The sequence below is a fragment of the Frankia sp. CcI49 genome (genome assembly GCF_001983215.1).
Classification (GTDB): domain Bacteria; phylum Actinomycetota; class Actinomycetes; order Frankiales; family Frankiaceae; genus Parafrankia; species Parafrankia irregularis.
In genome coordinates, this window is the sequence record NZ_MOWP01000061.1 from 1 (window position 1) to 12,968 (window position 12,968).

A 12,968-nucleotide genomic window follows, 5' to 3' on the forward strand; every position below is an offset into this window, starting at 1 on the left:
CCGACGTTGTCGAGGGTGTATGCGTTGGAGGAGACGGGGCAGGCGGCGTTCGATGTGCATCGCAACGCGCATCAGGGGAAGGTCGGGGTGTTGTGTCTGGCGCCGGAGGAGGGGCTGGGTGTTCGTGACGAGCAGACCCGGGCTCGTCACCTGACGGCAATCAACCGCTTCCGCGGCGTGTAGGACATACGGGGCCGGTGCGGGCGTGGGCCTGGGCCTGGGCGTGGACGGGTGGCCCGGCCCACGCCCGCACCGGTATCCATGCCTGCCCCTTGCTCGTCCCGCGGTGGCGTTCGGGGTGCCCGTGGCCGGGTGCGGGCTGATAGCCTGCGGGTCGAGGAGGACTGTTCCGGTGTCAGCAGAAACAGCCCCATCTGCGCCGGGCGAGGGTCCACCTGTCAGGAGCACGAGGCCCAGGGGCGCCGCGCCACGTGGGGGCACGAGCTCGTCCAGTGGTACTGCCTCTCGCGGCGGTGCTTCAGCCGGTGTTGCCGCGTCGTCCGGGAGCACGTCCGCCGGGGCCCGACGGCCCGGCGCGCGTTCGGGTCGCCGTGAGGAACTGTTGTCCGCGGCCGCGCACCTGTTCGCCGAGCGCGGCTTCCGCGGGGTCGGGATCGAGCAGATCGGTGCGGCCGTCGGCATCAGCGGCCCGGGCATCTACCGGCACTTCCCCAGCAAGGACGCGATGCTGGTGGAGCTTCTGGTCGGTATCAGCCGGCATCTGCTCGACGGCGCGCACGCCGCCCGGGCGGCCGGCGGCAGCGGGGCCGACACCCTGGACCGGCTGGTCCGCGGGCATGTCGACTTCGCCCTCGACCACCCCGAGCTGATCGTCATCCACGACCGTGATCTGTGGAGCCTGCCGGGCGAGGCCGCCCGTGAGGTCCGCAGGCTGCAGCGCGCCTACGCCGAGCAGTGGGTCGAGGTCCTGCGCGACGCCCGGCCCGAGCTGGACGCGCCGACGGCCCGGGCCCGCGCGCACGCGCTGTTCGGCCTGATCAACTCGACCCCGCACAGCGCGCACGACCTGGACAGGCTCCAGATGGCCGCGATGCTGCGCGCGATGGCGCTGGGCGCGGCCCGCAGCTGACACCCGCGTGGCGCGCGGACGCCGTGTCCCGGCGACAGGTGGCGCGGTGACGCGCCAGGGGCGCGGAGATCTCGGTCACGCCGAACCAATGATCTGGGCATTTCGGAATTCCGGCAACGGGAATGGCGTTCTGGTTGCTGGGAGAGGCGGACTCATCGTCGGTGACGCCATTGCCGTATCGAAGTTGTTGCACGGCGAACCCGCCTTCTCTACGTTGCGTGGAGGGTGGCCGGTAGGTGCGGTGACGGAGCTCAGGGCGAGGACGCCAGGCCCGACCGCACTCCCGACGCCTCGCGACGTCGCCGCTGGGAGGACCCCCGGGCGGCACCGATCGCGCGGCGAAACCCCGGCCCCGCCGGCGCGGATGGCCGTGCGGCGGGATATCGGTTGAATGGAGTGGACTGCATGACCCAGGGAAACGCGGCCGTACCGTTGGCTGTCGCAGTCGTCGGATCCGGCCCGTCCGGGTTCTACGCGGCGGCGTCGTTGCTGGAGCAGAACGACGTGCCGGTGCGGGTGGACATGTACGAGCGGCTGGCGACGCCCTGGGGCCTGGTGCGCTCCGGAGTCGCGCCGGACCACCCGAAGATCAAGGCGGTGTCCAGCGTGTACGCGGCGATCGCCGCGCACGAGAACTTCCGGTTCTTCGGCAATGTGGACATCGGCAAGGACGTCACCCGCGAGGAGCTGACCGAGCGCTATGACGCCGTCCTCTACGCGGTGGGCGCGCAGACCGACCGGCGGCTCGGAATTCCCGGTGAGGACCTGTCGGGCAGCGAGTCCGCGGTCGACTTCGTCGGCTGGTACAACGGGCACCCCGACTACGCGCACCTGAAGTTCGACCTCAGCGGTGAGCGCGGTGTGGTCATCGGAGCGGGCAACGTCGCACTCGACGTCGCCCGCATCCTGTGCTCGCCGCATGAGCGCCTCGCCCGCACCGACATCGCCGACCACGCGCTCGAGGCGCTGCGCCACTGCGGGCTCAAGGAGGTCATGGTCGTGGGGCGCCGGGGCGCGGCGCAGGCGGCCTTCACCACCGCCGAGCTCAAGGAGCTGCCCGAGTACACCGAGTCCGGCGTCGACATCGACCCGGCCGAGGTCGCCGAGCAGCCCGGTGAGGAGGCGCTGTCTCGGCTGGTCAAGCGCAACCTGACCGTGATGCGCGACTACGCGCACAACCCGCTGCCGGCCGGCGCGCGCCGGGTCGCCCTGCGGTTCCAGCGTACCCCGCTGGAGATCCGCGGCGACGGCCGCGTCGAGGAGATCGTCTTCGGCCTCAACGCGCTGAAGACCGACGAGGACGGCTGGGTCAGCGCCGTCGACACCGGCGAGCGCGAGACCGTGGCGACCAGCCTGGTCCTGCGCGCGGTCGGCTACAAGGGCCGGTCGATCCCGGGCCTGCCCTTCGACGACCGCCGCGGCGTGATCCCGAACGTCAACGGGCGGGTGGACGGCGTGGAGCGCGAGTACGTCGCCGGCTGGATCAAGCGCGGGCCGACGGGGATCATCGGCACCAACAAGAAGTGCGCGTCGGAGACGGTCGGGCGGCTGCTCGCCGACATCGCCGACGGCTCCGTCCGCCGCCACGACCGCACCGCCGCCACCGACCCGATCGCCGGGATCGAGACCTGGCTGCGCGGTCGCCAGCCGCACCTGGTCACCGAGGCCGGCTGGCGGCTGATCGACGCCGCCGAGCGCTCCTCCGGTGAGCCGACGGGCCGGCCGCGGGTCAAGCTCGTCCTCACCGAGGAACTGCTGGACGTCGCCCTCGAGCGCCGCATCGCCTGACCTGGCTGATGCCAGCACAGCCGCCGCCCGCCGCGGCGGCTGTGCTGGCCAGGCTGCGGCCACCTCGGCGATGGTTGCGCTCAGTCGCGAGCGGGGTGGTGGACGCCCGATGCGACGGCGAGCTGGAACCTGGTCTCGTCCTCGGTGCCCGGAGCGGCAGTGAGAACGACGATCTTTCGTTCCGCGTCGCCGTCGGTCAGGACGTCGCAGTCCACCGCGATCGGCCCTGCCGCCGGGTGATGAACGATCTTGTTGGCCGATCGTCCGGCCGGAAAGGGCAGTGACAACATCGACGGCGCGACGTGCTCGCGCTTCGGTCACGAAGGCTGCGCGGCCGTGCCCGGGGTCAGCGCAGCATCACGTCCGGCGGCGGATGGCGATGGCGCGGAGGCGATGCGGCTCAGGAGCCGGCCGGCGACCCCCAGCAGGTCGGCCTCCGCCTCGGTGAGACCGGCCACGGTGGCCGCGAGCCAGGCGTCGCGCTCGGCCATGTCCCGCTCCATCTCCTCCCGCCCGGCGGGAGTGATCTCCAGCACCGACTCCCGCCTGTCCTGCTCGGAGCGGCGCCGGGTCAGCAGCCCGTCCCGCTCGAGGTCGGCGAACACCCTGGTCAGCGACTGCGGCTGCTGACCTTCCGCGGCGGCGACCTCGCCCGGGGTGGACGGGCCCTCCCGGTACAGATGCCCGAGAACCATGATCTTGTTCACGCTCAGCGCGCCGGCCGCGCGCTCGGCCCGCAGCCGACGGGTCAGCCGGGCGACCCCACGCCGCACGTCGGCTGCGATCTCGATCTCATGGCTCCCGATTTCGCCTCGCACAGTCGTACGCTATCACTTAGGAATCATGTCGAGTCCTCCTGGGTGAGCGTTCGAGGGTGGGCTCATGAAGCTGGGGGCGAATCACGCTTGCGGCAGAGAAGCGCTGCCTGATGTTCTACGTCCTACGTAATATTTGGCGTCGAGTCGGGGGAACGGAAGGCCTCGACCCGGGGCTGGTGGAGCTGCGTTCGACCGTACTGTCCATGGCCGCCGTGCTGGCCGGCCTCGGCTGCGCCACGGAGCTGCGCGGGGCAGCGGGGCTGCACGCGCAGTCAGTGGTCGCAACGGTCGCTCTGACCGTACTGCTCTGGCGCGGGGAGCGGTCAGCCGCATCCCGCCACCGCCCGGTCGCGCTGCTCGTCGTACCGCTGTTCGCGATGGGCGCCGGTGAGGTCGGCCGGCTGATGAGCACCGCGCCGCCGGTGGGTGACACGCTGTACGTCCTGATGACCGGTGCGGCGGTGTGGGTTGGCCGCTTCGGCCCGCTGGCCGCCCGCTTCGGTGCTCTCGTCCTGCCGACGTCGCTGCTGGTTCTCATCGTCGCCGTGCCGGCGGGTCCGGGGGTTGACCCGCTCGGCTGGTTCGCGGCGACGGCCTTCATCGCGATCGCCGTGACCCACCTGTGCCTGCTCTTCGGCGAGCGCACCGGGGTCCTTCCACACCGCGCTCGCGTCGCGGCCCGGCCGGCGGCGGGCGTCCCGCCGCATCGGCGCCCGCGGATGCAGGAGCGTGCTCGGGCGTACGGGCGTGGCCGGGCCGGCCGGCCGCGCGGGTGGCGGCTGGCGCCGACGACCCGGATGGCCGTCCAGCTCACCCTGGCACTGGCGGCTGCGTTCGTGCTCGGCCGGCTGGCGTATCCGCAGCACTGGCCGTGGGTGGTGATCAGCACCTACATCGTGTGCAGCGGCACCAGGGCCCGCGGGGACGTCCTGCACAAGGGGGCCGCGCGGGTCGTCGGTGGGGCGGCGGGCACGGTGCTGGTCGCAGCCTGCGCGGGCCTGCTGCCGGCCGGGGGCACCGGGGCGCTGGTGGCGCTGTTCGTCGTGCTGGGCATCGCGACCTGGCTGCGCCCGCTGCACTACGCGCTGTGGGCCGCGGGGGTGACGGCGATGCTGGCGCTGCTGTACGACTACCAGGGCACCGGCGGCCCCGAGGAACTGGTGGAACGGCTCGGCGGCATCCTGCTCGGCGCCGCGCTGGCGGGGGTGGTCTCGTGGTTCGTCCTGCCGCTGCGGACCAGGGACGTCGTGCGGGTGCGCACCGCCCGGTCGCTGGCCGCCCTCGCCGGGGTGGTCGCGGCGGGCCGCTCCGCGCCGGAGCTGGTGCCGGAGCTGCTCACCCGGCGGCGGGACTGCTTCGAACGCGCCCTGGGTGACCTGCTCGACGTCGCACCGCCGGTGGAGGCGCACCGTGCCCTCGGCCGGCTCGCCGACCGGATCCCCGCTCAGGCCGTCCGCGACCTGGTCACCTGGCCCACCGGCGTCGATGCTGGCGCTGGTGCGGGCACCGGTGCCGGCGCCGGCACCGGCGCCGGCGAGCACCAGGCCCACGCCGCGGACACGATCGACGCACTGGTGCGCTGCCAGGCTCCGGTTCGGGCGCTCACGGAGCTGGGGTGCGCCCACCCCGAGGCGCTCGCGGACCCGGCCGTCCGCCGGGGACTGGAACAACTGGAGCAACACGTCGCGGCGGCCTGCCGCTGACCTGCCGCCGGCCCACCTGTCGCCGCCGACCCGCCGCCGACCCGCCGCCGACCGGGGGCTGACCCGCCGCCGGCCCGCCGCCGGCCGGGCGCCGCCGCTGGCGCCGGTGGACGCACCGCGGGCAGGCCGGTGCGAAAGGATCGCCCCATGGGCACCGGGGACGCGGCGGGGGCACCGGCGGCGAGACGGCTGTGGCCGGGGCGGTCACGGCGTGCGGCGGGAGCCGGCGCCGACGCCGTGGTGATCGGAGCGGGCGTGAACGGCCTGGTCGCGGCCAATCTGCTGGCGGACGCCGGCTGGGACGTCGTGGTGTGCGAGGCCCAGACGGAGCCGGGCGGGGCCTGCCGCTCGTCGCGGCTGACCGCACCCGGCATCGGCATCGGCATCGACACCGGCACCGGCCCGCCGCCGGGCACCGACCTGTCGTTCACCACCGACCTGTTCAGCGCCTTCCACCCGTTCGCCGCCGCCTCGCCGGTGCTGCGCGGCCTCGCGCTGGGCGAGCACGGCCTGCGCTGGCGACATGCGCCGACGGTGCTGGCCCATCCGCTGCCGGACGGCCGGTGCGCGCAGCTGTCGACCGACCTCGACGAGACCTGCGCCTCGCTCGCCGACTTCGCCCCCGCCGACGCCGACGCCTGGCAGGAGCAGGTCGCGCTGTGGCGACGGGTCCGCGCGCCGCTGCTGGACGCCCTGCTCGCCACCCCGTTCCCGCCGGTGCGGGCGGGCGTCCGGCTGCTGCGCGCACTGGGCGCCGCCGACGGGCTTCGGTTCGCCCGGTTCGGGGTGCTCCCGGTCCGCCGGTTCGCCGCCGAGGAGTTCGCCGGCGACGGAGCGGGCCTGCTGCTCGCCGGCTGCGCCCTGCACACCGACCTCGCCCCCGAGGCCGCCGGCTCGGCGCTGATCGGGTGGCTGCTGGCGATGCTCGGCCAGGACGTCGGCTTCCCGGTACCCGAGGGCGGCGCCGGGAACCTGACCGCGGCGCTCGTGCGCCGGCTGCGTGCCCGCGGTGGCGAGCTGCGCACAGGGACGCCGGTCGCCGCGGTGACGGTCCGGGCCGGCCGGGCCGACGGTGTGCGGCTCGCGGACGGATCGGTGCTGCCGGCCCGGCGCGCGGTGATCGCGGACGTCGACGCGGTCTCCCTCTACCGCGGCCTGGTCGCACCCGAGCACCTGCCGCCCCGACTGCTCGCCGATCTGGACCGCTTCCACTGGGACTCCGCGACGTTCAAGGTCAACTGGGCGTTGGCGGGCCCGATCCCGTGGTCGGATCCGCGGGTGGCGCGCGCGGGCACCGTCCACCTCGGCGGCACGATGGACGATCTGACCGTGACGGCCGCGGAGCTGGCGCGGGACCTGGTGCCGGCCCAGCCCTTCGTCGTCCTGGGCCAGATGACCACCGCGGATCCGAGCCGGTCGCCGGCGGGGACCGAGAGCGCCTGGGCCTACTTCCACCTCCCGCAGCGCCCGCGCGGGCACGCCGGCACCGCGGGCGCGCGTCTCCCCGCCACCGCAGCGGTCACCGGTCGTCCGGACGGACAGGGCCGTCCGGACGAACACGACGTCGCGGTGCTGCTCGAGCGGCTGGAGCGCCGGATCGAGGCATACGCACCCGGTTTCACGACGCTGGTCCTGCGCCGGGACGTGCAGTCCCCGGCGCGACTGGAGTCGATGGACCGTGTGCTGCACGGCGGCGCGCTCGGCGGCGGCACCGCCGCCCTGCACCAGCAGCTGGTGTTCCGGCCGGTGCCGGGGCTCGGCCGGCCGGAGACCCCGGTGCCCGGGCTCTATCTGGCGTCGATGTCGGCGCATCCCGGGGGCGGGGTGCACGGTGGCCCCGGGGCGATGGCCGCGCGGGTGGCGCTGGGCGCCGCCGGACCGACCGGTGCCGCCCGCCGGCGGGCGCTGGCCGCCACCCACCGGATGCTCTATTCGACACCGGCAAGATCGTCGATGCCGGCCGGGCCGGCGGAGCCCGGCTGATGCTCGGCGCCCGGCGGTCCGGGAGCGCCCGGGTGGTCGGGAGTGTTCGGGTGGCTGGGGGTGCCCGGCGCCCCGGGGGTGTTCGGATGATGGTCGGAGAAGGAGTCCTTCAGCGCCTCGGAAACGGTGCGTGCGACCCGTCCGAAGGCGGCGTCGTACCGGAGTGTCTCCGTGCGCGGATAGTCGAACGGAATCTCGACTTCGGCCACCAGCCGCCCGGACCGGGCGGAGAGCACTCCGACGCGGCGGGCCAACGCGACGGCCTCGACGACCGAATGGGTGACGAAAAGCCCCGCGAAACCCTCGCGCAGATGCAGCCGTACCAGCTCGTCGCCGAGACGCTGGCGGGTTATCTCGTCCAGCGCGCCGAACGGTTCGTCCAGCAGGAACAGCGCGGGCCGGGCTGTCAGCGCGCGGGCGAGGGAGACCCGCATGCGCATGCCGCCGGAAAGAGCCCGTGGGCGATGGCGTTCATAGTCGCTCAGACCGGTGAGCGCGAGCGCGTCCGCGACCAGGCCGGCCCGCTGCGCGCGCGGAACACCGTCGAGCTCGGCGAACAGGCCGACATTGCCGGCGACGGTCCGCCAGGGCAGCAGCGTCGGATCCTGGAAGATGAGGGCGGGGGAGCCCGGCCCGGCGCTGACCGTGCCGGAGGTCGGCGGTGTCAGCCCGGCGGCGATGCGCAGCAGGGTCGACTTGCCCGAGCCGGAGGCGCCGACCAGCGCCACGATGTCGTGGGTGCCGACGGTCAGGGAGAGGTCGCGCAGCACCTCGGATCCGTCCGGGAAGGTCATGCCGACGTGCTCGAAGGCCAGCGCGGTGCCGGCGGGGGCGAGGCCGACCGTGGGCCGCCGGGATGCCCGCGGTCGGCCCGGCCGAAATCGCGGTCTCACGGGCGCCGCCTCTCGGCTGCCACGACCTGGAGAGAAAACATCGGCTCGACCTCACCCGACCTGTGCATTTGACGGAAAGCAGAAGAAGCGGTAAAGCCGCGGCGCGCCAAGTTTAGCGAGCCTTCTGACCCACCGAGCGTCGGGCTGTGCACCACCTGTGAAAAAATTACCCAGGTATTGAACGTGGACGGTCCGTCGGGTCCGGTAACCAGGCGCCGGGAGCCCGTCGCACGGGGAGGGTCCACGACTAGGAGGACAGCGTGCTCGACGGCGAACCCATCGTGAACCGCATCATGTTGGGGGCCCGCCTGCGCCGCCTTCGTGAGGGAACCGGAATCACCCGGGAGAAGGCCGGTTACCAGATCCGTGCCTCCGACTCGAAGATCAGCCGCATGGAGCTCGGGCGGGTCGGTTTCAAGGAACGCGACGTTGCCGACCTGCTCACCCTGTACGGCGTGGTCGCCGAGGCCGACCGTGCCCCGATCCTCGCACTGGCCAGGGAGTCGAACCGGCCGGGCTGGTGGCGCGGCTTCGCCGACGTCGTGTCCCCCTGGGCAGAGCCCTACCTGGGGCTGGAGGCCGCCGCGGCGCTGATCCGGACCTACCACCTGCACCTGGTTCCGGACCTGTTGCAGACCGCGGACTACGCCCGTGCCGTCGTGCTCCAGACCAGCAGCCGGGGCTCGCTGGCCGACGAGGCCGTCGACCGTGCCGTCGCGATGCGGATGGCCCGGCAGCGCCTGCTGACCCGGCCGGACCCGCCGAAGCTGTGGGCCGTCGTGGACGAGGCCGCGCTGCGCCCGCGGATCGGCTCCACCGCGGTCCTGCGGGCCCAGCTGGCGCATCTGGCGGAGCTGGCGGCGGCGCCGAACATCGTCATCCAGATCCTGCCCGCGGCCTACGGCGGGCACGTCTCGGCGGCCGGTGCCTTCACGATCCTGCGGTTTCTTGAACCCGAGGTGCCCGATGTGGTCCACCTCGAGCACCTGACCGGCGCCGCCCACCTCGACCGGCCCGAGGACGTCGACCGCTACGAGGAGCTGATGAACCGGATCGGCGTCGACAGCGTCACCCCGGAGCGCACCCCGGACTACCTCGCCCGGCTGAGCGCGCGCCTCGAGCGCTGAGCCCGGCCCGCCGCCGCGTCGGTCTGCCGCGGTGTCGGCCTACGGACAACGGGGCATCACGCAATGGCATCGGGTGGGCCCGCTCCGTAAGCTTGGGGCGTTCTCGTCCGGACCCGGCGCCTGGAGGCTGCCTTGCGACGTCTACCGACCCGTACCGCGCTCACCGCCGCCCTCGCGGCGGCCGGGCTGACGCTGGTGGTGAGCGGCTGCGGCGCCGAGGACGACCAGGCCGCCGCGGTGACCTCCACCGCCTCCGCGACGCCCACGCCGTCCGCCTCCGGGTCGGCGCCGGCCACCCGTGGCGGGGCCGCCGGGTCCGTCGAGGTCGTTCTGTACAACGTCACCGGGGCGGATGTGGGCACGGTGACCCTCACCCCCGTCGACAGCGCCGTCCGGGTCGAAGGCCGGTTCCACGGCCTCACCCCGGGGGGCTACCACGGGTTCCACATCCACCAGAAGCCGGTCTGTGAGCCCAAGGCCGCCGACGGGGCGTTCAGCACCGCGGGCCCCCACTTCAACCCGGGCGGTACGCATCACGGTGAGCATGCCGGCGACCTGCCGCCGTTGCTGGTGGACAAGGACGGCACCGCCGAGATCCTCACCCAGAGCGACCGGTTCACCATCGACGACCTGCGCAGGGGTGGGGTCGCGCTGATCGTGCACGCCCAGCCGGACAACCTCGCCCACATACCGGATCGGTACCGGGCCAGCGGAGCCCCGTCCCCCGGCCCGGACGAGAAGACCAACGCGACCGGTGACGCCGGTGACCGCATCGCCTGTGGCGTGCTCGCGAAGTCCTGACGCCTTCGCTGTGGCGATCCTGCGGTGGTCCTTGGTCTCCCCGCCGGCCGGACCAAGGCAGGGTGATCTCCGCCCGCCCTCGGTGACACCGTGAGGTACGACACCGAGGGTGGGGAGGATCTCAATGTGGAGCCGTCCGATCGTGTCCAACGTCGTGACGTTGGACGTCAACGCCACCTACCTGACCGACGCCGGGAAGCGGGTTCCCGCGCTGGTCTCGCTGGGCTTCGATCCGCTGGACCCGGTCGCGATCACCGTGCGGGCCCAGGTCGACGAGCCGCGCCTGGCCATGGCGACCTTCGCCCGGGCGCTGTTCGTCGTCGACGACGACCGGTGGGCCGGCCCGGCCGGCCCGGCCGGCCCGGCCGGACCGGCCGGCCTGGCCGGCCGCGACGAACCCGACGGACCGGCCGGCCAGGCTGGGCCCGATGAGCCGTCCGTCGCGGACGGGGCCCGCGTCGAGCCGGTCGTGCGCGGCGGGCGACGCCTGTTGTCGGTGTCGGTGCCCTGCCCCGGTGGGAGGGCCGCGCTCGAGATGTCGGCGACCCGGGTGAGCGCCTTCATCCAACGGACCTACACCCTGGTTCCGGTGGCGGCGGAGGCCGCCATGATCGACCTTGATCTGGATCTGGGGCTGGCCGCGCTCGGCTGCGGCTGACCCGACCAGACCCGACCGGGCCGCCGGGTGGTCGGGCGGCCGGGCGGCCGGCGGCGGTCCGGCGGTCCGGCGGTGCGATCAGTCGATGACGAGGATCTCGCCGAGCGGGCGCCGTGGGGTCAGCGTGGAGGCGGCGGCGTCGCGGCGGGGATAGCCCACCCGCAGGATCATCTGGATGTGCCCGGCGATGCTCAGCATCCGTTCGATGACCGAGCGGTAGCCGTCGCTGTCCACCGGCTGCCCCAGTGGCGAGGCCGCGGCACCGGCGGCGGTGACGGTGAGCAGGACCCGGGCCAGCGCCTGGCCGGCACGCAACCGGTCCTCGGTCTGGTCCGCGTCCGTGCCGAGCACGATGACCGTCGGGTTCTCGGTGGGCGGCGGCCCGCCCGCCGTTCCCGCCGCACCCGGGGTACCCGTTGTGTCGAAGTCGCGCAGGGGAAGTCACTGGCACGGAAGGGATGGTGGGTGGCGGCGACGTCCGTGGGCACGCCGTCGCCCGCCGGGCCGTCGCCGCGTCGCCACGTGGCCAGCTCGGCGCGGTAGGCGGGGTCGGTCTGCTCGGCCCAGTCCGCCCGCGCGGCCACCACCGCGGCGCCGAGCCGCTGGTCGGAGTGGGCCAGTGGCATGAGCCACGCGCCCTCCGCCTCGGCGGCGCGGCGCAGCTGCTCCAGCAGGGCCGGCTCGAGGGGCTGGTCGGCGAACGGCCGGCGGTCGGTGTGGCGCGCGCCGGCGGCGGAGAACAGCAGCCGGTCGGCGTCCGTAGCCGCATGCCGCCCGCGGACGTCCAGCGTGGCGAGCACCAGGTCGTCGCGYAGCGCCGGCTCCGGGCCGGAGCGGCCGGCGGAACCGGGCAACAGCTCCACGACCGGTTCCAGCCCGAGCACCCGACAGGCCAGGCGCGCGTGCAGCAGGGCCGCACCGCAGCTCACCACCAGCTGACGCCCGTCCGGGTCCAGGACCGGCAGGCGCCGTCCGACGTCGGGCGCCAGAGTGAGCCGGCCGGCGGCCAGGCGCCAGCGCCACGGCTGGGTGTTGTGGATGGACGGAGCGAGCGAGGCCGTTGTCACGACCTCCACGGCCACTTCGCGGCCGATTCCCGCGGTCCCCGACTCCATGATCGCCCGCCTCCCCTCGCCGCCCGGTGGCACGAACCGAGCGCGCCGTCCGCGGCGCGGACAACATCCACCGTAATCGGCACCAGGCCGGGTGAAGGGGTACAGACAGGACAATCGTGCCTGTGTGGATGGGCCGAGCGTCGACGTTTCCGTCACGTCCGACCGGGCCGCGACGCCCGGCCCGGCCGCGGCGCGAGGCGGCCGTGGCCGCCCGCCGACGAGGAACACCAGTTCCGCCGGCACGGCCGCACGTCGCGCCGGGAACCGGGACGGCCCGCCCCCGCCGCGGGCCACAGGTCCCGCCCGCCGCGGTCGAGGTGACATGGGCGAAGGGCCCGCGGCGCCCGTATGGTCGCGGTCATGGAGAAGATCCGGGTGTTCGTTCTCGATGACCACGAGATCGTGCGGAATGGTCTGCGTCAGACGCTCGCCCGGCATGACGATATCGAGGTCGTCGGTGAGGCCGGGCTGGCGGCGGAGGCGCTGCGGCGTATTCCGGCGTTGCATCCGCATGTGGCGGTGCTGGACGGGCGGTTGCCTGATGGCAGTGGCATCGACGTGTGTCGGGAGATCCGGTCGGCGTTGCCGGGGGTGGCGTGTCTGATTCTGACGTCGTATGACGATGACGAGGCGCTGTTCTCGGCGATCATGGCTGGTGCGGCGGGGTATGTGCTGAAGGAGATCCGGGGCAACGATCTGGTGGGTGCGATCCGGACGGTGGCGTCGGGTCAGTCGTTGCTGGCTCCGTCGGTGACGCGTCGGGTGTTGGAGCGGCTGCGGGACGGGCCGCACGAGGATCCGGCGATGGCGACGCTGAACCAGCGGGAGCGGGAGATCCTGCAGCTGATCGCGGACGGGTTGACGAACCGGCAGATCGGTACCCGGCTGGGGCTGTCGGAGAAGACCGTGAAGAACTATGTGTCGAGCATTCTGGAGAAGCTGGGCCTGGCCAGCCGCACGCAGGCGGCGGTCTACCTGATGAAACAGGCCGG

Annotated in this window: 12 protein-coding genes and 1 pseudogene; 9 read left to right on the forward strand and 4 right to left on the reverse strand. The window is 73.7% G+C overall.

Annotated features, from left to right (window positions below):
* From CcI49_RS39050 to CcI49_RS39065, 3 genes and pseudogenes are all read left to right on the forward strand, one after another.
* A pseudogene (locus CcI49_RS39050) lies at positions 1 to 183 on the forward strand (crotonyl-CoA carboxylase/reductase); the annotation flags it as partial.
* 379 nt (positions 184 to 562) lie between these two features.
* On the forward strand, positions 563 to 1,090 hold the full coding sequence (locus tag CcI49_RS39060) for a TetR/AcrR family transcriptional regulator (protein ID WP_054570050.1): 528 nt from the start codon (positions 563 to 565) through the stop codon (positions 1,088 to 1,090).
* 405 nt (positions 1,091 to 1,495) lie between these two features.
* On the forward strand, positions 1,496 to 2,878 hold the full coding sequence (locus tag CcI49_RS39065) for an FAD-dependent oxidoreductase (RefSeq protein WP_076834781.1): 1,383 nt from the start codon (positions 1,496 to 1,498) through the stop codon (positions 2,876 to 2,878).
* An 80-nt stretch (positions 2,879 to 2,958) separates the two neighbouring features.
* On the opposite strand, the gene CcI49_RS39070 is transcribed toward CcI49_RS39065, so the two are convergent.
* Positions 2,959 to 3,168 carry a hypothetical protein gene (locus CcI49_RS39070; RefSeq protein ID WP_076834767.1) on the reverse strand — a complete coding sequence of 70 codons (210 nt, stop codon included), beginning with the start codon at positions 3,166 to 3,168 and terminating at the stop codon, positions 2,959 to 2,961.
* Positions 3,169 to 3,195: 27 nt separating this feature from the next.
* Complete coding sequence (locus tag CcI49_RS39075; RefSeq protein WP_241840551.1) at positions 3,196 to 3,696, reverse strand: MarR family transcriptional regulator; 501 nt, start codon at positions 3,694 to 3,696, stop codon at positions 3,196 to 3,198.
* 110 nt (positions 3,697 to 3,806) lie between these two features.
* Between CcI49_RS39075 and CcI49_RS39080 the strand changes: the two genes are divergently transcribed.
* On the forward strand, positions 3,807 to 5,399 hold the full coding sequence (locus CcI49_RS39080) for an FUSC family protein (RefSeq protein ID WP_083749988.1): 1,593 nt from the start codon (positions 3,807 to 3,809) through the stop codon (positions 5,397 to 5,399).
* A gap of 147 nt (positions 5,400 to 5,546) precedes the next feature.
* Positions 5,547 to 7,382 (forward strand): NAD(P)/FAD-dependent oxidoreductase, encoded by a 1,836-nt coding sequence (locus CcI49_RS39085; RefSeq protein ID WP_076834771.1) that lies wholly within the window; start codon positions 5,547 to 5,549, stop codon positions 7,380 to 7,382.
* On the opposite strand, the gene CcI49_RS39090 is transcribed toward CcI49_RS39085, so the two are convergent.
* The gene (locus CcI49_RS39090; RefSeq protein ID WP_076834773.1) at positions 7,328 to 8,275 is read right to left on the reverse strand and encodes an ATP-binding cassette domain-containing protein; all 948 of its coding nucleotides are present in this window, start codon (positions 8,273 to 8,275) and stop codon (positions 7,328 to 7,330) included. The two genes, CcI49_RS39085 and CcI49_RS39090, sit on opposite strands and share 55 nt — an antisense overlap.
* Positions 8,276 to 8,535: 260 nt before the next feature.
* Between CcI49_RS39090 and CcI49_RS39095 the strand changes: the two genes are divergently transcribed.
* From CcI49_RS39095 to CcI49_RS42920, 3 genes are all read left to right on the forward strand, one after another.
* Positions 8,536 to 9,402, forward strand: coding sequence for a helix-turn-helix transcriptional regulator (locus CcI49_RS39095; protein ID WP_083473773.1), 867 nt, complete (start codon positions 8,536 to 8,538; stop codon positions 9,400 to 9,402).
* A 132-nt stretch (positions 9,403 to 9,534) separates the two neighbouring features.
* Entirely contained in the window at positions 9,535 to 10,203 is a 669-nt protein-coding gene (locus CcI49_RS39100; protein WP_076834775.1) for a superoxide dismutase family protein, read from the forward strand.
* Positions 10,204 to 10,345: 142 nt separating this feature from the next.
* The gene (locus CcI49_RS42920) at positions 10,346 to 10,861 is read left to right on the forward strand and encodes an SsgA family sporulation/cell division regulator (protein ID WP_198955760.1); all 516 of its coding nucleotides are present in this window, start codon (positions 10,346 to 10,348) and stop codon (positions 10,859 to 10,861) included.
* 78 nt (positions 10,862 to 10,939) lie between these two features.
* Here the strand turns inward: CcI49_RS42920 and CcI49_RS44005 are convergent, their stop codons facing one another.
* Complete coding sequence (locus CcI49_RS44005) at positions 10,940 to 11,212, reverse strand: nitroreductase family protein (RefSeq protein ID WP_241840553.1); 273 nt, start codon at positions 11,210 to 11,212, stop codon at positions 10,940 to 10,942.
* Between the two features lie 1,124 nt (positions 11,213 to 12,336).
* Between CcI49_RS44005 and CcI49_RS39115 the strand changes: the two genes are divergently transcribed.
* Positions 12,337 to 12,968: response regulator transcription factor (locus CcI49_RS39115; protein WP_063745388.1), on the forward strand; the 632-nt coding region annotated here is incomplete at its 3' end.